We start from the raw sequence: 22,873 nt of genomic DNA, 5'->3' as shown, positions 1-22,873 counted from the left end.
ATCGAACTTAATACAAATCAATTCCTTTTTGGTGCAAATTATCTAAGCAACTTTGTAAATAAGCCTCATCATGTTCTGGATAAATTGGATTAGTCCAAGGAATAGCTGGTAAACTTTCGTACTTAGGACAATGTTGTCCTCTATAATATGGATCAAACCATTTAAGATCTGGATGATAATGGCGCCGTTGCATCTCAGCTAATACTAACAAATGAAATTGATACAATTTGTAAGGTGAATGTTGAAAAACATAGTTAACGGTAGCGTGGGGCTTACCCCAGCCACGTCCACGCAAAGCAGCAATTTCGCGGTGTTGCCCCAATAATTGTTGCCTAGGCAGTCGCCAAATTAAGTCTTGATGCCATAATCTCATGATTTTTCTTTATTCTCCTGAATTAAACGTGAATTTAGTAAATAAGAAACTTGATACTTTTCAGCTAAACGACTTAAAAATGGACCCAATTCATCTTTTGTTGGTGATAATCCTTGCAATAAATGTAAATATGTTTGTTTTTCTTCCAGCGTAGATATTTTCTTAAAGTAGCCCCAGACATGTTGATAAGCGTTAGTTAAAGTTTTAACCGTTGGTGTTTGCCTGGCTGCTTTTTCTAATAAACCCTTAAATTCAATATTCTTTTGTTCCGACCATTCGTTGTCTTTAGCTAGCAACCTAATCTGCTCATAGCACTGTTGCGAATGAGCCATTACCCAATATTTATTGTAGGCCCATTCTTCTTGCCATTTATTCTTTTTCATTTGTCCTGCTTTTTCAAGTATTTACATACATAGTTTTATTAATAATAAATTCTTCCTAACTAAATTTTATTACTAAATACTATTTCGCAACAAACGATCAAAACTAATTTTATTAAAATAACTTATTCAAATTTAATAGCTGTTCCATGTATTGTCTTTGGGCGTTTTTATTCTTTGATTTACTCTTAAGTTGCTGTAAATCGCCAGTAACAGTTTTTCTTTGTCCAAATTCAATATCTAGCACATCATAATTTTCATTAACAAAATCTTCGAAGTGCATTTCACGAACGAATTTTGGAAAATCATCAGTAAAGGAATCTATCCAAATTTTAGTATTATTATTTTGATATGCTTTTTGCATCGGTGTTTCTTTACCCATAAAATAATGTTTCAAATCATATAACAAGTAATCAATGCGATCGCGATAGATTTGATAACGATAAGTATTTATTGTTGGAACTTTATGCTGGGGCCATATGAAATGTAACTTTACACTTGATCTTATTTTGGCATAGTTTGATAAGAATTCTGGCGTACTTGACCCTAAATCTTTTAAACTTTTAATACCACAAACAATATCTGCTGACATTTTTATCTTTTGCTTATTGACGCCAACAAATAAATTACATTTCTTGCGCTTTAAATTATATTTAAGAGCTAGATCTTTGTATAATTCAACATCACACTTATCTGGATCTTCATATAGAGCATCTTCAACATTTTTAACCATTTTATGATCATTAATTTCTAACCAACTGTAATAATCACTTTGATAGAAATTTTTCAAACGTTCAATGTTTTTTAAATATACTTGCAAAAGTCATTCATTCCCCTGACTCTATTAGCCATTAATCATCCAGTCATGGAAATCCGGCGATTTTTTAGGGTCAAAACAACCATTTTTATCAATATTGACATCTTCAACCGGAATTTGCTCAACCAATTTAGCCCAATCTAATGCCGTTGGTAATTTTTTGATAGTAATTTCACCATTATTTAACTCGAATAACACTTTGCTTCCCTTTTTCAAACCTAAAGCTTTCCTGATTTTTATCGGAATAACAACTTGTCCTTTTTGTGAAACTTTACCAATCAAAACGCGGTTCATAACTATGCCTCCTTTTTAGTTTACTTCTATTAATTGTTTTACCAAAATACCTGTTAATGCTCAAAATTATATCAATTAATTTTGTTAACAAAGCATTTGAAATAAATAAAGCATGATTTAAGAACAAATTATTTAGTACAAATTTCTCTTGTTAATTAAACAATTGAAAAAACAAGTGGAAACTTTTTAGCTAAAAGTCTGCTTAGTTAATTGATCTAAGTATTTCCTCCTTCGTTCAAGCGAAGAATTAGTAATACCACCAAAATTCTGCCAATAACAGTGCCTAAAACCTAATTGGCGCAGAGTTTTGTTAATGAGAATTTTTTTAATAGCATTACCTAAAAAGAAACGGATATACCATGTTGGTGAAGTTGAAGTGGTTAGCACATAACAATGTTTAACACTAGTCAACTCACCTTTCACTCCTATTTTAGTAACAGTATGTGATAAACCTTCTCCTTCTTTCATCACCTTGTCAATAAAGCCTTTTAGCATCCCAGGAATATCATTCCACCAGTAAGGTGTAATAAAAATCACAGTATCCGCTTGTTGACATAGTTTTAGGTATTTAGTAACTAAAGGGTCGGTAGTTTGACCTTGATGATAGAGCCTCAATTCTTCCTTTGAGTACACTGGATTAAATTGATCCGCATACAAGTCTATTATTTCGTATTTCTGATGAGCAGCACTTAGATTTTCTTTAATTATTTCTAGTTCCGCATGATTAAAGCTCTGATCATAGGGATGACAATAAATTATCAAAATCATTTTTTAATACCCCCAATCATTTCATTTAAGGTTTTTTCAACTAAAATGGGCTCATATTCAGCTACCCCGTTTATGATTAACAACGAATACCCTTGAATAAAGGCCCAAATCTGAGTAAAGAATTGTTGATCAGTAACTGCACCACTGTTTATCTGATTAACTAACCTCATTACCTGATCGTAAAATTGAAAATCATGATTGGCATGTTGGTAAAAATTCTGCAAACTTGAATTAAAAAATAGGAAGTTGATAAGCTTCGCCTGTTCCTGGCTCAACTTACAGAATTCATTAGCTAATGAAAGTAGTTCATCCTTTGGTGAACTCTCAGAAGTAGTAATCAGTTGTTCAGCAAATTGCTGTGATAATTTAATCGACACTTGGTAAAACAACTCATTCTTGTTTTGAAAGTATTTATAAATGGCCCCAGTAGTCATTCCTATTTTTGTTGCCAATTTTCGCATCGATAAGTTCTTATAATCATCTGTTTTAATCCATTCTACCGTTGCTTGAATGATTTTATCTTGTGTGTTGTCCAATTTACATACCTCCTTGAATAACATCGTTATCTGCAATTTGCAATATAACACTGTTATCTGGAGACGTCAATAAGACCAATAATTTAAGATGTTACCAAGTAGAAAACAAAAAGCGTACTAATTCAAATCATTAAAAATGAATTAGCACGCTTTTATTCTATTAAAATGCCCACTATACAAGCATTTAGTACTTATTTCCCAGTCCGTTCCAGTACCGTCACTGCTTCAACATGTGGCGTTTGTGGAAACATATCAACAGGATCGATTTGATTAAAGGTGTAGCCTTCATTCATAAATTCTTGCAAATCACGAATCATGGTTGCAGGATTACATGAAATATAAACAATCTTCTTCGGACCAGTTTTTACTGCTGCTTCAATAAATTCTGGTGTTAATCCTTTTCGTGGTGGGTCGACAAAGATGACATCAGCTTTCATTCCCTTAGCAGCCCATCTTGGCATCACTTCTTCTGCCTTACCAGTCACGTATTTCGCATTATTGATACCATTCAGTTTGGCATTATTATTGGCATCTTTCACCGCATCAGACACACTTTCAATTCCGCGAACAGATTTGACGTGTTTAGCAACGCTTAAACCAATAGTTCCAATACCAGAATAAGCATCAATTACGATATCGTCCGCCTTTAAATCAGCTTTTTTAATAGCTAAGTCATATAAGCGGGGAGTTTGCAGTGAATTAATTTGAAAGAAACTTTCAGGGGAAATCTTAAACTTAACATCACCAATTTGATCTGTAATTTGTGGCTTACCAAAGATTAAGTAATCAACTTTACCTAAAATAACGTTGGTCTTCTTCGGGTTATAATTCAATACTAAGCTAGTGACACCAGCAATTTGTTTAATAGCCTCTGCTACTTTAGGTAGTTGCGGAAAATCCTTGTGCAAACAAACCAAGATGACCATAATTTCACCAGTCGCTTTACTGCGGCGAATATCCAGGTACCTGATTTCACCTTGATTATGAATTTCATCGTATGCTGGGACATGATACTGTCTTAAAATGTCACGCACAGCGACTAAAACGCGGTCAATTTCAGGATCAGTAGTAAAGAAATTGGTCAGAGGCACCAAATCATGCGAATGCTTTCTGAAAAAGCCAATCTCAAGCTGGCCCTTAACCTCACGCACTGGGACCTGTGCCTTGTTACGGTAGCCCGTTTCTTCTGGACTAGGCAGGGTCTCGCCTACTTTTACATCATCTAAATGTGCTTTCTGCAGTAAATTTACTACTTGATTATGTTTAAATTCCAGCTGCTTATCATATTTGATGTGTGCTAAAGATGCTAAGCCTGTTTGAACCCACTGGTTAAGTTTAATGTTAACCCGGTCAGGGCTTTCCTTAATGATTTGCTCGATTTTAGCAAAAGCAAAGTGTTTTTTGACTTTTAAAATCTTAGCTTCTACCGTTTCACCCGGTAAGGCATTGTTGACAAATACTGTCATGCCCTCATAATGAGCTACTCCCATAGCTTCATATGATAAATCTGTAATTTCAAGTTTGATAATTTGATTCTTTTCCATATTTTGTCCTTTTTTACAAACACTGATTAATATATCTATTTTACTAAAAATCCCAGCAAAAGTAATGTACATGCCTATTCTTAATATTGAATTAATTTCAGCTTTATCCCTTCACACTTACTTTAGTCTGTGTTACTTTTAATACTAATAAATTAAAGAAAGGACGTTTTTCATGAATAATTATGATACCAATTCAGATAGGCGCCAAATCCACACCATCTCCGAAACTAATACTTTTTTAACTAAAATGTATGCTCTCATGGGTGGTGCCGTGCTGATTTCTGCATTAGCAGCTTACTTAACAATGACCGTATTCAGAAGCGCTGTGATGAACATGCCAGTAGCTATGATGTGGCTCATTTTATTTGTACCTTTTGGCTTATCAATGGGAATTAGCTTTAAGGCAGATCGTAGTCCAGTTGCCAGTTTAGTAATGTTAACAATATTATCAGCAATTTACGGCTTTGAGTTTGCCTTAATTGCCGGCTTTTATACCGGCACCCAAATCACCACTGCTTTTGTTTCAGCAGCTGCCGTGTTTATTGCCATGGCCTTGTTTGGTACTTTTACTAAAAGGGATCTTAGCAATTGGAATTCATACTTGAGTGCTGCTTTACTTGGTTTCGTTGTTGCCTGGGTAGTTAATATGTTTTTACGTAGCCCTGCCGTTACATATGTCTTCTCATTTATCGGTGTCATTCTTTTCACGGGCTTAGTTGCCAGTGATGCTAACAGAATGAAAGCAATTTACAGTAATTACGGTGATCAGGTTTCAACTAATGGTTTAGCAGTTCTCGGTGCATTACAACTTTACCTTGATTTCATTAATATTTTTATGTTCTTGTTGGAAATCTTTGGTGGCAGTGGCAATAGCCGCAACTAATAGATTTTATTAACAAGCAAAAAGAGCAGCTGCTATTAACAGTAGTTGCTCTTTCTTTGTGTTTTAATTATTCACCAACAAAAAATTCAATTCGTTGTTGTAAATTTTTAAAGGTAACAGGACAATAATCACCAATTTCACCATCAAGGTTAACTGGCAACTTCTCTCCCTTGCTTTTACCCATTAATTCAATCTTTAAGCTACGTGTCTTGGTGTAAATAATGTCTGGGTCATCAACATGCTTGCCGTTTAATGCCAAAGCCATCAATTTCAGTAATTTTACTGGATCAGACGGTTTAACAATTATTAGTTGGAATAAACCATCACTTAGTTCAGCATCAGGCATTATTTGTTCAAAACCACCAATAGAATTAGTCATTCCGAGCAATAGCATTGAAAGCTTGCCCTCATACACGCCCTCATCATATGTCAGACGCAATTCATTTTCAGTTAAATGAGGCAACATTTCAGCACCTTTAATTAAATAGGCGGTATAACCCAGAGCAGACTTTACTTCTGAAGGAACTCCATAAGTTAATTCGGTTAGTGAGCCACAAGCTGCAATATTGACGAAATACTGAATATCTTTGGCAAAAGTCGCTTGACCAATGTCCATTTTACGAGTTTTATTTTTGAGAATAACTTTTGTCGCTTCGGCAATATCATTTCGTGGAATATGTAGAGCACGAGCATAATCATTAGTTGTACCGGCAGGAATAATTGCCATCTTAGGTCTTTTCTCTAAATAAGCTATGCCGTTTACTACTTCATTGATAGTGCCATCACCACCAGCGGCAACAATCAATTCAAAGCCTTCATTAGCTACACGGGTTGCTTCTTTTTGCGCACTCTGCTTTTCCGGCTTAGTTCTAAATGCACTTGCCTCATATCCAGCTTGTTCCAAAACGTCCAATATATCCGCGACATTTTTAGGCATCTGTTCGTGACCAGATACAGGATTATAGATCAATCTTGCTTTTTCAGTCATAATTTCTACCCTTATTATTTCAAAACTTACTTAACGCTTCTGCAATTCTTCATTCAGTAACTTATTAATTACCTTTGGATTTGCCTTGCCCCTGGTCTGTTTCATCAACTGGCCGACAAGATAGCCAATTGCACGGTCTTTACCGTTCTTAAAGTCTTCTACTGATTGTGGGTTGTTATCAACAACTTCTTTAACCATAGGTGCCAAGACGCTGGTATCAGATAACTGCACCATACCCTTGTCTTCAACATATTTCTTAGGATCGGTACCATTAGCGATTGTCTCTGCAAAGACCTTTTTAGCTATTTTAGAAGAAATCGTGCCATCTTTAATCAACTTAATCATGGCAGCCAAATGCTCTGGTGTCAACTTAATATCAGCAAGTTCAACGCGATTATCATTCAAATAACCATTAACTTGGGTATTCATCCAATTGGCAGCAAGCTGAGGATCAGCTCCAGCAGCAACAGTTTGATCAAAGAAGTCTGAACTTTCTTTAGTTTGCAAAAGAACATTAGCATCGTATTTTTTCAGACCAAATTCATTCACGTATTGGTTGTATCGTTCTTCAGCTGAGCGTGGCAAAGTTGATTTGATTTCATCAATCCACTCTTGGCTGATATGATCAGGAGCAATATCAGGTTCAGGGAAGTAACGGTAATCTGCATCTCCTTCTTTGACACGTTCCAAAACAGTTTTACCAGTTGCTTCATCAAAACGGCGAGTTGAAAGTTGCACGCGACCGCCAGAAAGGAGAACTTGTGCTTGCCGCTTTTCTTCATATGCCAAAGATTTACGCACATGTTCAAATGAGTTCAAGTTTTTCATTTCAACTTTAGTGCCCAGTTCTTTTTGACCAGCGGGTCTAATGGAAATATTGGTATCAACACGCATTGATCCCTCTTCCATCTTAACATCGGAAGCTCCTGTAAACTGAACAATTTTACGTAATTTTTCAAGGTAGGCGTATCCTTCATCAGGATCAGCAATTTCTGGCTCAGAAACAACTTCAAGTAAAGGAACTCCCTGACGGTTTAAGTCAACGTATGAATACCCGTTTGTACCATGAGTATTTTTGCCGGCATCTTCCTCGATGTGCATTTCATGAATGCCGATACGCTTTTTCTTACCGTGAGATTCAATTTCAACATAGCCATCACGAGCTAGTGGTTGGAAAAATTGAGTGATTTGGTAAGCCTTAGGGCTATCTGGGTAATAATAATTTTTCCGATCAAAATGAGTAGTTGGCAAAATATGAGCGTGCGTTGCCAATGCAACCATAATTCCTAAGCGATAAACGTCTTTGTTAACGTAAGGTAAAACACCCGGCATTGCCCAATCAATTACATTTGTTTCCGTGTTGGGCTTTGCACCATAACTTACTGGTGAAGGTGAAAAAATCTTACTTTTAGTTTTTAATTCAAAGTGAACTTCGAACCCAATCGTTGATTTAAAATTCATCAGTTAATCCTCCATTCCAGTTGGTGTTTTTTCATAAAACTTATTAGTTCTTTCAATAAAGTCAGCTACTTGGAAAATACTGCCTTCATCAAAGCGTTTGGCCATAATCTGCAGACCTACAGGCATTCCGTCAACTAAACCAGCTGGAACACTGGCAGCCGGTATTCCGGCTAAATTAGCTGAAATTGTCAAAATATCATTGTTGTACATTTTGATTGGATCGGAAATTTCACTGCCGATGCCAAAAGCAGGAGTTGTCGTTGTTGGTCCCACAATAACATCATTTTCAGCGAAAATCTTATCGAATTCATCACAAATTAACGTTCTCACTTTAGATGCTTGTCTAAAGAAACGATCATAAGAGCCAGCTGAAAGTGCAAAGGAGCCTAACATAATCCGGCGTTTAACTTCTTCGCCAAAACCTTCTGACCGAGACTTAACGTAAACATCTAGTAAATTCTTAGTATCTTGAGCACGGTAGCCGTAACGAATACCATCAAATCTTTGCAAGTTTGACGAAGCCTCACTTGAAGCAATGATATAGTAGTCGGGAACTGCATATTTAGTTAATGGTAATGATACTTCAGTGATAATAGCACCTGCTTTTTCCAGAGCATCAATTTGTTCTTGCAGAACAGCACGCATGTCACCATCTACTGCAGCCATATATTCTTTAACTACTGCTACATGCACCCCTTTAACATCTTGACCAATATACTTGGTAAAATCGGGAACTGCCCTAGTTGAAAGAGTAGAATCGTGATCGTCACTACCTGCAATAACATTTAAAACTTGAGCCGAGGTTTTTGCTCGCTTACTCATCACACCGATTTCATCTAATGAAGAAGCAAATGCAATTAAACCCCAACGTGAAACTCGACCATATGTCGGCTTAATACCAAAAATACCGTTAAATGCAGAAGGCTGTCTGATTGAACCACCAGTATCAGATCCTAGCGCTGCTACAACTTGTCCAGAAGCAACAGCAACAGCTGAACCGCCCGATGAACCACCCGGTACCTTATCCAGATTCCACGGATTATGAGTAATGCCAAAGTATGAATGTTCAGTAGAAGAACCCATCGCAAATTCATCCATATTGGTTTTGCCCACGAAAGTCACTTGTGCTTTTTTCAGCCTTTCAATAACCGTTGCATCATATACCGGAATATAATTATCCAAAATATGACTGGCAGCTGTGGTCTTAACACCATCAGTTATAATGTTATCTTTAATAGCAATTGGAATACCAGCAAGTTTATTTTGATCAAAATTAAGATTACTTGCAGGTTTAGCATCTTCTTGAACAGTAATCCAGGCATTCAACTTGTCATCTGTTTTTTTAATATTATCAATTGTATCTTGCGCTAATTTGTCAGCAGACAAAGTTCCTTGGGCAAGCTTTTCATTTAAAGAGTCAATATCTTCATTTAAATAATTCATTACTCGTCCTCATCCTTGTTAATAATTACTGGAACCTTAATGAAGCCATTGGCTTGATCAGGAACATTTTTCATTAATTCATCTCTGTCTTGCCAGTGTTCAGGCTTATCTTCTCTAAAAACAGTATCACGATCAACAACCTGAACTGTCTCCTTAACGCCATCGGTATTAACTTCTGACAATTGATCCGCCATATTAATAATTGAACTCATTTGTTCAGTTACTTTGCCAATATCTTTTTCATCAATTTCAAGTCGCGACAAAGTCGCAACGTGTTTAATTGTATCTTCTGTAATTTCCACGCAAATATACCTCCTTATTCGCCACCATAAATATGGACTTGATAACTACTATCTCCTGTTTCCTTGGCAACTAAAGCCTGGATGTCATTAACAGAGCCAATTTTTATTTCAATTGGCACGTTATTAGCCAAATACTTCTTTGCAGTTGATAAAACAAGTCTCGTGAAACTTTGGATTTGCTCATACCCATAAAACTGGGTAGTAATTGAAATATTTTCCTGAGCTAATTTACCATTTTCATATCGTAAAGTTGCCGTTACACCACTGATATTAGGGAAATAATTTTGAATAGATTCTTTAAAACTATTGAAACTGGAAGCATCACTGCTGTTGATTGCTTTTTTTCCACCAACTGTAGGTAAAACTTCAGACTGAGTATTAATAGTTTTCCATTTAGTTATTTTACTACTATTAGCAGTCGCTGTCCCGCTCAAAAAGTAAGTTCCGGCAACTAACGAGTCTTTGCTTTCCTTAGCAAAAAGTCCAACTGTAATTGGAATTTTCTTTAATGACTTCTTTTTTCGCAAACGAGCTACTACTTGTTCAGCTGCTTTTTGACCATATTGTTTTTGCTTAGCACGCGATATTTGGGCTTGATATTCAGGACCATCTTTTTTCTTTTGGTAGTAATCAATGGAATTAAGAGCAAGACCAACGCTAATACCGCCAATATGATAATTCGAACCGGATCCTGTCAAAAAATCTTGTTCAAGTATTTCTTCTAAATAATATGGCTGATAATTTTTCTTAGTTCCAGCTTCAGGATTCAGACCATTGGGATTTGACTTTGACTTGCGCCCTAGCCATTCATTAGCCATGTTGGCAGAAATATACTGACCCTCTTGAAAAACATAAGAATTGGTTGAATAAACACCCTTAGAAATCTGAACCAAGCCTCGTTCTAATTCTCTGGTATCCACAGAATTATCATTATTAGTTGCCGTTAAACCAGATATTGGACTAGTTACATAATGCCCGTTTTTAAGTAAAACAGTATATCCGTTGTTACCAGTATCAGTAGTCTGATAAGTTTTAGAATTGGAATTAGAAGATGTTTTGGCATTATTCGCCAAGTCAGAATTTTTCAAGTTTCCACAAGCCGTCAAACATAATGATATTCCTAAAAGCGCTAATATATGCAAGTATTTTTTCACTTTAAATGGTCCTTTATTTAACTTGAGCAATTGCTTCTTCCTCAGTCAATAATGGTACGCCCAGTTTCTGAGCCTTGGAGTATTTGGAACCAGCATCCTGACCATAAATGACATAGTCTGTTTTACCAGAAACAGAACTAGTTACTTTTGCACCTAAAGATTGCAATTTTTTAGTAAATTCACTTCTAGTATAGTGAGCCAAAGTCCCTGTTAAAACAACAGTCTTATCTTTAAAGTAATTATCTGGAATAGACTCAGTTTCTTCTGGACCTGCACCAAGATAATCCATATTAAGGCCGCTATTTTTAAGTTCATTGACTAAATCTACGACTTCATCTTGAGCAAAATAAGTAGTCAAAGATTCTGCAATTGTCATGCCTATTGTATCTATTGCAGCCACATCTTGCACGTCCGCTGCCATAATCTTTGCCATATTTTTAAACTTTTGTGCAATCAAACGTGCAGCTTTAGCACCAACATGATCAATACCCAGTCCAGTTAACAATAATTCGACTGAATTTCTTTTCGAATTATTAATTGCATTTAATAAATTGCTGATGGACTTATCCTTGAAATGATCTAGTTTTGCCAAATCAGATGCATTTAAATGGTATAAATCAGCCACATTATGTACCAGATCGTTCTTAATTAGCTGTCGCACAATTTTTGGTCCCAAACCATCAATATTCATTGCAGGTCTTGAGGCAAAATGAGTAATTCCTTCTTCAATTTGAGCGGGACAAGACGGATTAACGCAACGCAAAGCCACTTCATCTTTTAGATGAATCAGCTTTTCACCACACGATGGGCAATTCGTCGGAATTGGATACGGCTGGGCATCCTTAGGCCGTTTTGCTAGCACCACTTCTGAAATTTCAGGAATAATGTCACCCGCTTTATGCAGCATAACGGTATCACCAATGCGGACATCCTTTTGTTGCAACAAATCGGCGTTATGCAAAACTGCATGAGAAACTGTGGTACCAGCAAGTTGCACAGGATCCATGATAGCAGTCGGCGTTACGACACCAGTACGACCGACAGTCCATTTTATTTCATGAACCACAGTTTCTTGCTCTTCTGGTGGGAACTTATAAGCTATTTCCCAACGAGGCACTTTAACCGTGTTTCCCAGTTCTTGTTGTAAATCCAGATCGTCAACTTTTAAGACGATACCATCAATGCCATAATCAAGTGAATTTCTTTTTGCAGTATATTCATCAATAAAAGCAAAAATGTCAGACATTTTAGCAATTCTGCTCCCAGTTTGGTTGGTGTGAAAACCAAGCTGAGTCATTTTCTCAATAGCCTGGTGTTGACTGGTAATTTCTGCTGGTGGATTAACCCAAGTATAAATAAACGTACTTAAATGACGGTGCTTGGTAATGCTGGCATCTAATTGCCGCAAAGACCCAGCTGCTGCGTTACGGGGATTAGCAAAAGTTGTTTCGCCTTTTTCATCACGTTCTGCATTAAGCTTTGCAAAAGGCTCTTTGCCCATATAACATTCGCCCCGTACTTCCGTTGTCAATTTTTCAGGTAAAGTTTGGGGAATATCTGCAATATAGCGTGCATTAGGAGTAACGTCTTCACCTACTTGACCGTTACCTCTAGTTGAAGCTCTGGTTAATTTACCGTTAGTATACTCAAGTGCAATTGATAAACCGTCAATTTTTAATTCGACGTTATAAGCAACTTCATGACCAATCTGTTTTTGTACTCTGTCATCAAATTCTTGTAATTCTTCTTTTGAAAAGACATCACCCATTGATAACATCGGAATTTCGTGATTAACCTTAGCAAACTGATTGTCAATCTGACCCCCAACCTTTTGGGTAATTGAATCTTGCGACACCAGTTGCGGAAATTCCTGTTCAAGTTCAACTAAACGATTATAGTTTTTATCATACACATTATCTTCAACTTCAGGTGTGTCTTTTGTATAATATGCATTTGCCCATTCATCTAGCTTATCTCTTAGCGCAGCAACTTCTTTTCTGGCCTCATCAAGAGTTAAATCTGCCATTTTCTTCCTCCTGATTAAAAAATAGTATTTTTTTACTTCTACCTTAATTATACCTTTTTAATTGGTGCAAATGCTGCTAGAAGCCGCTTAATTCCCTTGCCACTGAATGCAATATCAAGCTCCATATCTTCGCCTTTACCGTTAACCTTAGTTACAACGCCTCTTCCCCAAGACTTATGTTCTACTTGATCACCGACATTCCATCCCTTTTTCTCAGCTCCAACTGCACCAGCAGGTTTGATTTTAGGAGTGTAAACCTGTGCACGGGCTCGTTCATCGCTATTAGCAAACGGAGCAGTTTGTGTCTGGTAATTGTCATTTGAGAAAGTAATTGGAACTGAATTTTCAATATCCAGATCATCTTGATCAATTTCTTCCAAAAATCTGGATGGCGGATTATTCTGCATTCTACCATACATCATACGTGAGTACGCATTTGTTAAAAACAGTTCACGCTTTGCCCTAGTAATACCCACATAAGCCAGTCTACGTTCTTCTTCCAGCTGATCATCTTCCATTAAAGCACGTGATAAAGGAAAAAGTCCATCTTCCATCCCCACTAAAAAGACTACTGGAAATTCCAGTCCTTTGGCAGCGTGTAACGTCATTAATGCCACCTGATCATCATTATTAGCTAAATCATCCTGGTCGCTTAAAAGAGATACTTCCGCTAAAAAGTCACTAAGAGCATTTTCGGTCTCATCGCTGTCGTTATTTTCTTCATATTCGTCATCAAAACGTTTCGTAACAGACAAAAATTCATCCAGGTTTTCTAGTCTGGTTTCTGCTTCAATTGTATGTTCAGCTTTCAAGGCAGCTGTATAGCCAAAATCCTGCAGTATTTTTTCCGTGAGCCCGGTAACACTATGATTTTTGGCATATTTAATTGCATCCCTCAACTTAGCTCCGAAGTCAGTCAGTTTGGCAGCTGCCCGTGTAGTTATGCCTGACATGGTAATGTGATCAAAAGCTTTTAGAATCGACAAATTATTTTCACGGGCAAAATCTAGAAAACGTCTGACACTAACTGGTCCAATACCACGTTTAGGGGTATTAATAATGCGGTTAAAACTCATTGAATCGCTAGGATTAGCAACCAATTTCAGATAAGCCATAATGTCCATGATTTCTTTTCTGTCATAGAACTTATGACCACCGACAATTTGGTAAGGCACGTTCGACTTTACGAATGACTCTTCGACTGTTCTAGACTGGGCATTAGTACGATATAATACCGCAAAATCATGGTAGGAACGTTTTTTCTCTTTGACCTCTTCTTGAATTTTAGCAATGATAAAGTGCGCTTCATCGTCGCCACTTTGAGCGCGATAATAAGTTACTTTTGCACCTTCACCTTGGTCTGTCCATAATTTTTTAGCCTTACGGTTGCTATTATTCTTAATGACTGCGTTAGCGGCAGCCAAAATATGACCGGTTGAACGGTAATTTTGTTCCAACTTGACGGTTTGCACGCCTGCATCATGATAATCTTTTTCAAAGTTCATGATATTTTCCATGTTAGCGCCACGCCAGCCATAAATAGACTGATCCGCATCCCCCACAACGCAAATATTTTTATATTGTGCAGCTAATGCATGACACAATTCATATTGGGCCTGGTTGGTATCCTGGTATTCATCAACTAGCAAATAGCGAAACTTATTTTGGTAATAATGCAAAACTGTAGGATCGGTTTTAAACAGAACTAAGGTCTGCATGATCAAATCATCAAAGTCCATAATTTGATCATTCTTTAAACGTTTTTGATATTCTTGATACACTTGCGCAGTTACTTTTTCAAAAGGTGAAGTAGCACTGGCAGAATATGCATCTGGAGTGAGTAAATCGTTTTTGCCATTAGAAATAGCAGACAAAATTCTGCGTGGTTCGTACATTTTAGGATTAATATTTTGTTCTTTTTGAATATGCTTAATTAAAGTGAGCTGTTCGGCCGAATCAGCAATAGAAAAATTACTGGTATAACCAATTTTTTCTGCATCTCGCCGTAATATTCGCACACAAAGAGCGTGAAAGGTAGACATCCAAATACTGTCAGCCTGCTGTCCCAATAATTTATGCTCACGCTCTCTCATTTCAGTGGCAGCCTTATTGGTAAAAGTGATAGCCAAAATATTCCATGGCGCAATCCCTTTTTCAGCAACAAGGTAAGCAATTCTTCTGGTTAAAACAGAAGTTTTCCCTGAACCTGCTCCTGCAACCACTAATAATGGTCCTTCAGTGATTTTTACAGCCTTTTTTTGCTGTGGATTTAAACCTGCTAAAATTGATTCTGCGCTCATTTTGAATTCTTTCACCCCAAAAATTTTTTAACTATTCTATTGTACCAAAAATCATGACCATAATTTGAGTTGATTGCATTCTATTTATCAAAACGCGCAAGATCATACTCTTCGATTAACTTAATCAATTTGTCCGCATAATTGGGGTCAGTCGCATAGCCGTCTTTAACTAGAGCTCGAGCCTGCGTTTGATAGTTCTTAGCAGCTAAAACGTGACGATATTGTTTTGCGTCCCAGGTTGTCCCCTTTTGGAACAATCTGGCATGAGCCCTTATAGAAGCTTCATAGGAATCATAGATTTGAAAACGAGCTTTAACAACTATCCATTTACCTTTTTCAAACTCTTTGGTTTTAAGTACTGCCGAAGTATTAGGATTATTTCCTTTGACGCCAAACAGATTATTGTATTTTTGTGAAAGGTCGCTTTTGCCATAGTCACTTTCAAGACAAGCCTGAGCGATAGTAATACTTGGCAAAAGGTCAAAGGATTTATCCACTTCTTTAGCTATCGGACCTATTTCTCTGATAAAAGCTTTGTGTTGCCTGATGATTTTCTGCCTGGCCTGTTCTCGAGCAAGCTGCTCCTGTCTAATCTGCTCTGATTGAATTGCCTGTCTGCGATAATAACGAAAAGTTGCAAAAGCAATAATCAATAAAAATAGAATTATAAATGTTCGAATGATGATCGCTGTATTAGATAGTTTCTTGCTTTTTCGTTTTCTCGCCATTTGTTTTCCCTTGCTTTAAAAATCTCTTCTTAAGTATAACCTCTCTTGAGTATAAATTATGCAATGTAATTAATTTTTAAAATAAAAGTAGTAAGCTAACATAACAATTTTGCTCATTTATAATTAAATATACAAAAAAATGGAGCCAAAGCTCCATTAAAAAATGCGGGCAAGAAGACTCGAACTTCCACGATCTAAAAGCGATCACAAGATCCTTAGTCTTGCGCGTCTGCCATTCCGCCATGCCCGCAACACATTCAATACTATAACCCAAAATTAAATTTAACACAAGACTTTTCTTACTCATTTTGTCTAAAAAGGTTTAATCGACCATTTGCTCATTTACATACTTGGCATACAAACTGTGATTTTGCATTAATTCGTGGTGAGTGCCATGACCTGTAATTTTACCGTGCTCTACAAAATAAATTTGATCAGCATTAACTATTGTAGCCAGGCGGTGTGCAATAACCAAAGTGGTTCTATTGACCATTAGTTTATCAAGAGCCTGTTGTACTTTTCCCTCGGATTCCGAGTCCAGACTTGCCGTAGCTTCATCCAGCATTAAGATTTTAGGATTACGCAAAAAGGCTCTGGCAATAGCTAAACGTTGTTTCTGACCACCAGATAGTTTAATTCCACGTTCACCAATTTCAGTTTCCATTTGATCAGGAAATTCACGCACAAATTGATCGGCATAAGCCAAAGCGAGTCCATGCCAAAGATCATCGTCAGTCATATCTCTGGTTAAACCGTAAACCAAATTTTGCCGGATCGTTCCGGAAAAAATAGCGCTGTTCTGAGAAACATAGCCTATTTGGGAGCGCCAATTTGCCAGGTCAATATCTTGAATATTCTCATCCCCAATAGTGAATTTGCCACTTTCAGGCTGATAAAAGCGTTCCAATAAGGCAAAAATGGTAGATTTGCCACCACCACTAGGTCCCACAAAGGCAATTACAGAGTTGGGTTTTGAAACAAATGAAACAGATTGTAAAACGGGTTCATTTTTAACATAACTAAAGCAAACGTTTTGTGCTGTCAACGTTTTATTACTCAAATCATAAGTGTGATGGCTTAAATTCTTTTCAGGTTCAATTTGTAAAATTGCCTGTATGCGTTCAGTTGAACCCAAGGCTTTTTGTATCTGTGAAAAGAAAGTGGCAAAATTAGCAACTGGTGCAATCACGTTAAATAAATATAGTAAGAATGCTACAAGAGACCCACTGGTCAAAGAACCCTGACCTACGCGAATAATGCCAAATGCCAGGATGCCAGCAAAAGCCGCCATCATCAAAGTCATGATAATCGGCTGCAAAATAGCTTCAACACGGGCATCTAGTACGCCAATAGTAAAAATCTTCTTGATCCTGTGGTTACCCGATTCTTGTTCATACTTTTCGCCATTACTGGATTTAATTAAACGTACTTCAGACAATTTTTCACTGACATCACCGTTAAATTTAGCTGTTTCTGACTGCAATTTACGACCAAGTCTCACCATAATGCGACCAATTGGCAATAAAATTACTACCACAATAGGAATTACAGTAAACATTAAGGTAGCCATTTGCCAATCCATCACAAATAAGATGATTGATGAGAAAAAGAGTTGTATTGCGCCAGTAATAAAGTTAGGGAATTGAGAAGCCAGCAAATCTTTAATAATTCCCGTATCATTAACCAAGCGAGAACTGCTTTCACCTACTTTGGTAACATCAAAATACGTAACAGGTAACTTTAAAAGATGTCCCCATAAGCGTTCACGAAGGCTCTTAACTACGCTTTCACCAAAATAGCGCAGAACAAATCCGCCAACTGTTCCTAAAATTAATTGTAGGACAAAAACAACGATAATAATAATTAAGCTCGAGTAATTAAAATTATCCCACTTGCTCGTATCCACTAATTCTCTTGTTAATAGTGGCAATACTAAATTTGCTACACTTGTGACCAGACTGAGAAACAGCCCTAGTGCAAATAACGATTTTTTAACATTCAAACTTTTTAGCAAGTTTAAAAAATCACTGAATTTAACACCTTGTGTTTTATCTTTAAGTGACTTGAATGCCATAAAAGATACCGGCTTTCCTTAGTTAGACTAAATAAAAGAGTTTTTCAATAATTGAAAAGCTCTTTATTTTATCTTGCTAATTATAATCATTCATTTTCATTATGCCAGAATTTGCGCCAAAAGTCCCGCTCATATTTATGCATCTTATCATAATTGTAACAATTTTTGGTAAAATCACCTGGTTCAAAGTCATGATGGCAGTGATGCGCCCTATACATGTGGCGGCACATATCTCGCATATCAGACCTGGAGAAGTCATGGTCTGAAGCATATTTACGCCATTTTTTAATCCTTTCCATACGGTAGGCAGGATCAACAAAATCGGTGGCTTTTTCCTTAAAATCTTCATCCCAGCCAGCAGCAATTTTTTGCAGATATTGACCAAATTGCTCCTGCTCTTCAGCAGTCAAACCGGCAAAGAAAGGCTCAGTATCTTGCTTGTCTTTTAATTCAGCCAGCTTGGCAGCCTTTTCTTTCCCAGCTGCTGTGAGATAAACACGTTTAACTCGTTTGTCCTGCTCATCAACTTCACGTGAGATATCACCTTTTAGTTCCATTTTTTTCAATAATTCTGCTAAAGACCCGGGTTTCAAAGCCAAGATTTCAGCTAAATAATTTTGGGTTAAACCGTCTTCCAGCTTTAAAACAGCCAATACCCGTTTTTGTCCCGATATCGGTTCTTTGTTTTGAAACATATAGTAACGACTAGCCCGCAAAATAAAATGAAGTTGTTCCATTAATTGATCACTTGCTTGACTCATAGTTATGCTCCTTTTATGTAATAAAAAGTTAGGTACCTAATATATTTTATAAATTAATTATAGTTTGGTACCTAACATTTTGTCAAATAAAATGTCAAAATAAATTTTATTATTTTATCTATAACTGACTAATCTTAACCTGCCGCCGCATTTGCCACAGCCATAACGACGTACATTAACGCGCCGAACCCGCACAAACTGTTGACCGCATATAGTGCAAACATACAAATATTTTGCTTTTCTTTTGCGTTTAAGACCTATGTCCGGGGCATACCGTGAACCACCTACTCTATCAAGCAAAACCTTGAAATCTTGATCTTTGTGGCGATATCCTTTATGAGTTAAGTGCAAATGATAATGCGTCAGTTCGTGCTTAATTATGCCAATCAATTCTTGATAATATTGCGGCACTAAAAAATGCGCATTAATTTCAATGTGGTGATCATCTAAATGATACCGACCACCAGTTGTTGTCATGCGCTTATTAATTTTTACTTGGTGCTTAAACTGTCTGCCAAAATACTTAAAAGAAACTTCTGCCACCAGGTTCTGTAATTCTTCTTCAGTCAGATTATCTGAAAACTTTGGCATATAGTGCTGCCTCTTTTTTCGTTTTGATCCTGACTTTTAAAGCCGTCACTATTTTTCTTTTCAGTGGCTTAGCTCCTTCCATCCATGTTCCGGTAAACACATGAATAGTTTTTGACTGTGCTGACGGATTACAAAGAACACCGTCAGGATAGACATGTATCCCTTCCTGCAATTGCTGCTCCTTGTTATTAGGCTGAGCACCATATTTATTTTTTAAAATGTCAGACACCGATACAGTATTGACTCCCGCCAATTGGTCCTGCTTATCAAATGTAAAATCTCGGTCATCATAATAAGAAAGCATGTCTTTAATTAATGGATGACCTTTTTCAGCGCCAAAGACTGCCGTAAACGGATTCTCTTTATTTTCAAAACCAACAAAAGCTCTATTATTTAATAAATCATGCAAATCATCTAGCACCAAGACGTCAGTATCCATATAAATGCCGCCCATTTCACAGACTGCTTTAGCCCGGATATAGTCGGAAACAAACGCCCATTTTTTAGCTTGATAAGCCTGCTCAACATATTTATTTTCGTGGATGTCAAAATTATGCTCGTTCCATTCGATTATTTGGTAGTCTTGCAGATGCTTGGTCCAAGTTTTCATGCAACGCTGAATATTTTTAGGCTTAGGGTTGCCCCCCACCCAGACATAGTGAATTATTTTAGGAATCATAAGTTAACCTCTAGTAAAAAATTTCTTTAATAGCAAAATTATGTCTTGATTAAAGTCTAATTTCAACAAGAACATTAAAGCGATATACAAAACAAGCATAATGATTGATTTGACTAGCATGTTAAGAAATGCTGATGCAAACATTTGTGGCAAAAGCATCCCTGCTGCCAAAACAATAATGGCAATTATAAAATATTTAGGAATTTCACGAAAAGAATATTTAAAATCATAGCCATCACGAACAATCCATAGTCGTAAAAGCAAAACTATAAACTCAGTTATTAAAATTGCAATCATTGCTCCTGTTGCACCGTACAGTTGATCCAGAAAATAGCTTAATATTACTTCCAAGAAAGCACCAACTATGACAGGAATGGCATAATCTCGGTCTCGATGATTGGCAAGGGCAAATTGATTGGCAAAAACCCCACCAGTTGGAATCATTATGATAGTCAAAGTGAAGAAAAACATTAACGGCGTCATCGGGATAAATTTATGTCCAAAAAAGAAAGGCACAAATTCTTTAGTATTCGCCATAATAATAACTGCAAACAAAGTTCCCAGCATCACTGTCGCTTCCAGGGATTTTTTTAAAACTATCCGTTGTTCTTTTTTACCTTCACCCGCCATTTTAGGCATAATCACTAAGGAAATACTGGTTACAATTCCCAAAACCATGTTAGAAATTCTTTGGGAATTGTCATAAAAGGCAACCTGCGTCGAATTTTGAAAGAGGCCCAAGATAGGTTTATCGAGAGAAGTATAAATTTGGGTGGCAATTTGCGGAATCAAAAGAGTAATAATTGCTTTAACAGTCGCGCGATATTGATAAAAGTGTTTGACCGGCCCACCAACATAACGGTGAATGTCAAACCAAAAGACAAATGACCCTAACATAGTTGAAACCGACATAATCAACATATACTTCCAAAGATCACCCGGATTTTTAACCCATAATAAAATCAATATAACAGATACTAGCTTAACGGCAGTATTTTTTAAAACCACCCGGCCAAAATCGGCCAGTCCCTGAAAGAACCAGGAAATATCCACTTGAGCTGAAATAAGATATGGCACCATTAATAACAAATATTGACCGTACTTAATATGGAAAAAACTGGTAACAGCAATCACTATCACTATTGTGACGAATCCAGCTATGGCCTGAAAATACCACAATCCCCAAAACGCTTTGGTTAAATCTTGACCACTGCCAAAAGCTCTAATCTGCGAAATGGTCCTCATACCAATATATGACACAGACAGGGTACAGAATATCATTAAGAACTGAACAATATTATTCACATTACTATAAATACCATATGTTTTAGGGCCCAAAATTCGGGAAAGGTAAGGCACGGTTATTAGTGGTACTAATACCAAAAATATTTGGTAAACCGCATTATATAGAATGTTTAAAAATGTTCTTTTCACAACTTACCCTCTATTTTTAACAATTTAAATACATTTTCACAGTTTGAATCGGTCTGCACTTCATTAGTTAGATTTAGCCAGTAGTGCCGCTTCTGACTGAATTGATCTGGCATTACAAGTGCCTTAATAAGCTCCTGCTGTGTTTTCACGCACACTCCAGGCACAATTTCTTCATAAGGTCCCATTAAAAGTCCTCGCTTTTTTTCGTATTGCCTCAAATAATTGGTAATAAATATGATTGGTTTGTCAATGTTTAAATAATCAAAATAAATCGAAGAATAATCAGTAATTAAAAAGTCTGTATTACCTAAAAGTTCGTATAAATCAATATCAAGTTGATACAAGTAGTCGTTATTGAGAAAGGCAATATTTGAAAAGTCACTTTGCAAGTGTTTAAACAGGTTCATTTCATAAGGATGCAACTTTACTATTAAATACTGATGGTTATTTTTTAAAGAATTATTCAGCTTCACAGCATCAAAATCAGGCAATGCAAAGAAATTACCCTGCTCAACTTGCGTCATAATTTGTCGATCATCCATTTCATAACGAAAAGTTGGCATGTATATTCCAATTTGAGCGCTTTCATCTTCAGCTTTGAATAAGTCAGTTAATAGTTTCTTTTTACTAATAGCAGGATTTTTCAAGGCATCAAGACGAGGAAACCCAGTTTTTCGATATTTGTTAGTTTCAATCGCGCAGCAGGCACTCATTAGACTTTCATATAAATCACTGCTTGAGCAAACAACATCAGCATTTTTTTGCCATAAATTAGCATTACGCTGATCAGTTTTGAGACTAGTATTATTAGCCATAAATCCCATGCGCTTGAGGGGAATACCATGCCAGAACTGAATATTGATTTGTCTAGCATGAACTTTAAATGGCTGGTGTGTAGTTAACACAAACTTTGCTGCACCAATTTGGCGCCAAGTTTTTAAAGATAAATGTGAAGATGGCCAGTGCTCTACAAGGGTAACCTCGTATTCAGGGTGATTCTTTTGCAAATATTTACCGAACAAATAACCATTTGACCCTGATCTACCTGCGCCATTAAGAATCACCACTTTATTATCTTGCACTGGTGTAAAGCGAGCAATTAATTTCATTGCCACCAAATATAAACGAAACAAAAAACTCTTCATTATTCAACTTCCCAATTTCTTACCTAGTATAAGAGTACAGAAAAAGCCTGAGAGAACTCAAGCTTTTTTACTTTATTTTTTAGTTTTTTAATGATTATGACTAACAAATAATTATATTAGCTGCCATTTTTCAGCAATTTACATTACTCACACAATTTGCCACAATTAAAATATATTTATTAGAAACTTTAA

Annotated in this window: 22 protein-coding genes and 1 tRNA gene; 1 reads left to right on the top strand and 22 read right to left on the bottom strand. The window is 36.6% G+C overall.

The features are described from left to right. Positions 1-7: 7 nt before the first annotated feature. The 7 genes from F5ESL0261_RS02920 to rlmD form a co-directional block, all read right to left on the bottom strand. Entirely contained in the window at positions 8-373 is a 366-nt protein-coding gene (locus tag F5ESL0261_RS02920; RefSeq protein ID WP_122052096.1) for a TIGR02328 family protein, read from the bottom strand. Beyond that, the gene (locus F5ESL0261_RS02915; RefSeq protein WP_122052095.1) at positions 370-756 is read right to left on the bottom strand and encodes a YbgA family protein; all 387 of its coding nucleotides are present in this window, start codon (positions 754-756) and stop codon (positions 370-372) included. Before F5ESL0261_RS02915 ends, F5ESL0261_RS02920 begins: the two co-directional genes overlap by 4 nt. A 112-nt stretch (positions 757-868) precedes the next feature. Beyond that, positions 869-1,573: a hypothetical protein gene (locus F5ESL0261_RS02910; RefSeq protein ID WP_122052094.1), complete on the bottom strand. Its 705-nt coding sequence runs from the start codon at positions 1,571-1,573 to the stop codon at positions 869-871. Between the two features lie 24 nt (positions 1,574-1,597). Continuing rightward, entirely contained in the window at positions 1,598-1,864 is a 267-nt protein-coding gene (locus F5ESL0261_RS02905; protein ID WP_122052093.1) for an AbrB/MazE/SpoVT family DNA-binding domain-containing protein, read from the bottom strand. Positions 1,865-2,050: 186 nt separating this feature from the next. Continuing rightward, complete coding sequence (locus tag F5ESL0261_RS02900) at positions 2,051-2,632, bottom strand: NAD(P)H-dependent oxidoreductase (RefSeq protein ID WP_122052092.1); 582 nt, start codon at positions 2,630-2,632, stop codon at positions 2,051-2,053. Then, positions 2,629-3,168 (bottom strand): TetR/AcrR family transcriptional regulator, encoded by a 540-nt coding sequence (locus F5ESL0261_RS02895; RefSeq protein WP_122052091.1) that lies wholly within the window; start codon positions 3,166-3,168, stop codon positions 2,629-2,631. Before F5ESL0261_RS02895 ends, F5ESL0261_RS02900 begins: the two co-directional genes overlap by 4 nt. Before the next feature lie 191 nt (positions 3,169-3,359). Beyond that, entirely contained in the window at positions 3,360-4,712 is a 1,353-nt protein-coding gene (gene rlmD, locus F5ESL0261_RS02890; protein ID WP_122052090.1) for a 23S rRNA (uracil(1939)-C(5))-methyltransferase RlmD, read from the bottom strand. Between the two features lie 172 nt (positions 4,713-4,884). Between rlmD and F5ESL0261_RS02885 the strand changes: the two genes are divergently transcribed. Then, positions 4,885-5,595 carry a Bax inhibitor-1/YccA family protein gene (locus F5ESL0261_RS02885; protein WP_046331795.1) on the top strand — a complete coding sequence of 237 codons (711 nt, stop codon included), beginning with the start codon at positions 4,885-4,887 and terminating at the stop codon, positions 5,593-5,595. A 67-nt stretch (positions 5,596-5,662) separates the two neighbouring features. On the opposite strand, the gene F5ESL0261_RS02880 is transcribed toward F5ESL0261_RS02885, so the two are convergent. The 15 genes from F5ESL0261_RS02880 to F5ESL0261_RS02810 all read right to left on the bottom strand — a co-directional run bounded on the left by F5ESL0261_RS02880 (position 5,663) and on the right by F5ESL0261_RS02810 (position 22,681). Next, positions 5,663-6,583, bottom strand: a complete 921-nt coding sequence (locus F5ESL0261_RS02880; RefSeq protein ID WP_122052089.1) for a diacylglycerol kinase family lipid kinase — start codon at positions 6,581-6,583, stop codon at positions 5,663-5,665. A 30-nt stretch (positions 6,584-6,613) separates the two neighbouring features. Beyond that, complete coding sequence (gatB, locus tag F5ESL0261_RS02875; RefSeq protein WP_109586010.1) at positions 6,614-8,044, bottom strand: Asp-tRNA(Asn)/Glu-tRNA(Gln) amidotransferase subunit GatB; 1,431 nt, start codon at positions 8,042-8,044, stop codon at positions 6,614-6,616. A 3-nt stretch (positions 8,045-8,047) separates the two neighbouring features. After that, on the bottom strand, positions 8,048-9,487 hold the full coding sequence (gene gatA / locus F5ESL0261_RS02870; protein ID WP_122052088.1) for an Asp-tRNA(Asn)/Glu-tRNA(Gln) amidotransferase subunit GatA: 1,440 nt from the start codon (positions 9,485-9,487) through the stop codon (positions 8,048-8,050). Continuing rightward, on the bottom strand, positions 9,487-9,789 hold the full coding sequence (gatC, locus tag F5ESL0261_RS02865; RefSeq protein ID WP_045927721.1) for an Asp-tRNA(Asn)/Glu-tRNA(Gln) amidotransferase subunit GatC: 303 nt from the start codon (positions 9,787-9,789) through the stop codon (positions 9,487-9,489). The genes gatA and gatC overlap by 1 nt, the downstream gene beginning before the upstream one ends. A gap of 14 nt (positions 9,790-9,803) precedes the next feature. Further along, the gene (locus F5ESL0261_RS02860) at positions 9,804-10,943 is read right to left on the bottom strand and encodes a CamS family sex pheromone protein (protein ID WP_122052181.1); all 1,140 of its coding nucleotides are present in this window, start codon (positions 10,941-10,943) and stop codon (positions 9,804-9,806) included. A gap of 13 nt (positions 10,944-10,956) precedes the next feature. Beyond that, the gene (gene ligA / locus F5ESL0261_RS02855) at positions 10,957-12,969 is read right to left on the bottom strand and encodes an NAD-dependent DNA ligase LigA (protein ID WP_122052087.1); all 2,013 of its coding nucleotides are present in this window, start codon (positions 12,967-12,969) and stop codon (positions 10,957-10,959) included. Between the two features lie 47 nt (positions 12,970-13,016). Then, positions 13,017-15,269 carry a DNA helicase PcrA gene (gene pcrA, locus F5ESL0261_RS02850; protein ID WP_122052086.1) on the bottom strand — a complete coding sequence of 751 codons (2,253 nt, stop codon included), beginning with the start codon at positions 15,267-15,269 and terminating at the stop codon, positions 13,017-13,019. An 80-nt stretch (positions 15,270-15,349) separates the two neighbouring features. Beyond that, positions 15,350-15,997 carry a glycoside hydrolase family 73 protein gene (locus F5ESL0261_RS02845; protein ID WP_045927718.1) on the bottom strand — a complete coding sequence of 216 codons (648 nt, stop codon included), beginning with the start codon at positions 15,995-15,997 and terminating at the stop codon, positions 15,350-15,352. Positions 15,998-16,161: 164 nt separating this feature from the next. Beyond that, a tRNA-Leu gene (locus F5ESL0261_RS02840) sits at positions 16,162-16,247 on the bottom strand. A gap of 72 nt (positions 16,248-16,319) precedes the next feature. Next, on the bottom strand, positions 16,320-18,071 hold the full coding sequence (locus tag F5ESL0261_RS02835; protein ID WP_122052085.1) for an ABC transporter ATP-binding protein: 1,752 nt from the start codon (positions 18,069-18,071) through the stop codon (positions 16,320-16,322). 86 nt (positions 18,072-18,157) lie between these two features. After that, positions 18,158-18,832, bottom strand: a complete 675-nt coding sequence (locus F5ESL0261_RS02830) for a MarR family winged helix-turn-helix transcriptional regulator (protein WP_122052084.1) — start codon at positions 18,830-18,832, stop codon at positions 18,158-18,160. Between the two features lie 114 nt (positions 18,833-18,946). Continuing rightward, the gene (locus F5ESL0261_RS02825; protein WP_122052180.1) at positions 18,947-19,402 is read right to left on the bottom strand and encodes a SprT family protein; all 456 of its coding nucleotides are present in this window, start codon (positions 19,400-19,402) and stop codon (positions 18,947-18,949) included. 1 nt (position 19,403) lies between these two features. Next, a complete protein-coding gene (locus F5ESL0261_RS02820; protein WP_122052083.1) occupies positions 19,404-20,102 on the bottom strand; it encodes a glycosyltransferase family 32 protein in 699 nt (232 codons plus the stop codon). A gap of 3 nt (positions 20,103-20,105) precedes the next feature. After that, entirely contained in the window at positions 20,106-21,536 is a 1,431-nt protein-coding gene (locus tag F5ESL0261_RS02815; RefSeq protein ID WP_122052082.1) for an oligosaccharide flippase family protein, read from the bottom strand. Beyond that, complete coding sequence (locus F5ESL0261_RS02810) at positions 21,533-22,681, bottom strand: CDP-glycerol glycerophosphotransferase family protein (protein ID WP_122052081.1); 1,149 nt, start codon at positions 22,679-22,681, stop codon at positions 21,533-21,535. The genes F5ESL0261_RS02815 and F5ESL0261_RS02810 overlap by 4 nt, the downstream gene beginning before the upstream one ends. Between the last annotated feature and the right edge of the window lie 192 nt (positions 22,682-22,873).

It is taken from the genome of Lactobacillus sp. ESL0261, from assembly GCF_003693025.1.
Classification (GTDB): Bacteria; Bacillota; Bacilli; order Lactobacillales; family Lactobacillaceae; genus Lactobacillus; species Lactobacillus kullabergensis.
Note: the sequence above shows the minus strand (reverse complement) of the source record. Positions and strands in the feature narration are given on the sequence as shown.

Coding starts and splice junctions, on each gene's coding strand:
- F5ESL0261_RS02920 (WP_122052096.1), bottom strand. CDS start 373: ATGAGATTATGGCATCAAGACTTAATTTGGCGACTGCCTAGGCAACAA.
- F5ESL0261_RS02915 (WP_122052095.1), bottom strand. CDS start 756: ATGAAAAAGAATAAATGGCAAGAAGAATGGGCCTACAATAAATATTGG.
- F5ESL0261_RS02905 (WP_122052093.1), bottom strand. CDS start 1,864: ATGAACCGCGTTTTGATTGGTAAAGTTTCACAAAAAGGACAAGTTGTT.
- F5ESL0261_RS02900 (WP_122052092.1), bottom strand. CDS start 2,632: ATGATTTTGATAATTTATTGTCATCCCTATGATCAGAGCTTTAATCAT.
- rlmD (WP_122052090.1), bottom strand. CDS start 4,712: ATGGAAAAGAATCAAATTATCAAACTTGAAATTACAGATTTATCATAT.
- F5ESL0261_RS02885 (WP_046331795.1), top strand. CDS start 4,885: ATGAATAATTATGATACCAATTCAGATAGGCGCCAAATCCACACCATC.
- F5ESL0261_RS02880 (WP_122052089.1), bottom strand. CDS start 6,583: ATGACTGAAAAAGCAAGATTGATCTATAATCCTGTATCTGGTCACGAA.
- gatB (WP_109586010.1), bottom strand. CDS start 8,044: ATGAATTTTAAATCAACGATTGGGTTCGAAGTTCACTTTGAATTAAAA.
- gatA (WP_122052088.1), bottom strand. CDS start 9,487: ATGAATTATTTAAATGAAGATATTGACTCTTTAAATGAAAAGCTTGCC.
- ligA (WP_122052087.1), bottom strand. CDS start 12,969: ATGGCAGATTTAACTCTTGATGAGGCCAGAAAAGAAGTTGCTGCGCTA.
- pcrA (WP_122052086.1), bottom strand. CDS start 15,269: ATGAGCGCAGAATCAATTTTAGCAGGTTTAAATCCACAGCAAAAAAAG.
- F5ESL0261_RS02845 (WP_045927718.1), bottom strand. CDS start 15,997: ATGGCGAGAAAACGAAAAAGCAAGAAACTATCTAATACAGCGATCATC.
- F5ESL0261_RS02835 (WP_122052085.1), bottom strand. CDS start 18,071: ATGGCATTCAAGTCACTTAAAGATAAAACACAAGGTGTTAAATTCAGT.
- F5ESL0261_RS02830 (WP_122052084.1), bottom strand. CDS start 18,832: ATGAGTCAAGCAAGTGATCAATTAATGGAACAACTTCATTTTATTTTG.
- F5ESL0261_RS02820 (WP_122052083.1), bottom strand. CDS start 20,102: ATGATTCCTAAAATAATTCACTATGTCTGGGTGGGGGGCAACCCTAAG.
- F5ESL0261_RS02810 (WP_122052081.1), bottom strand. CDS start 22,681: ATGAAGAGTTTTTTGTTTCGTTTATATTTGGTGGCAATGAAATTAATT.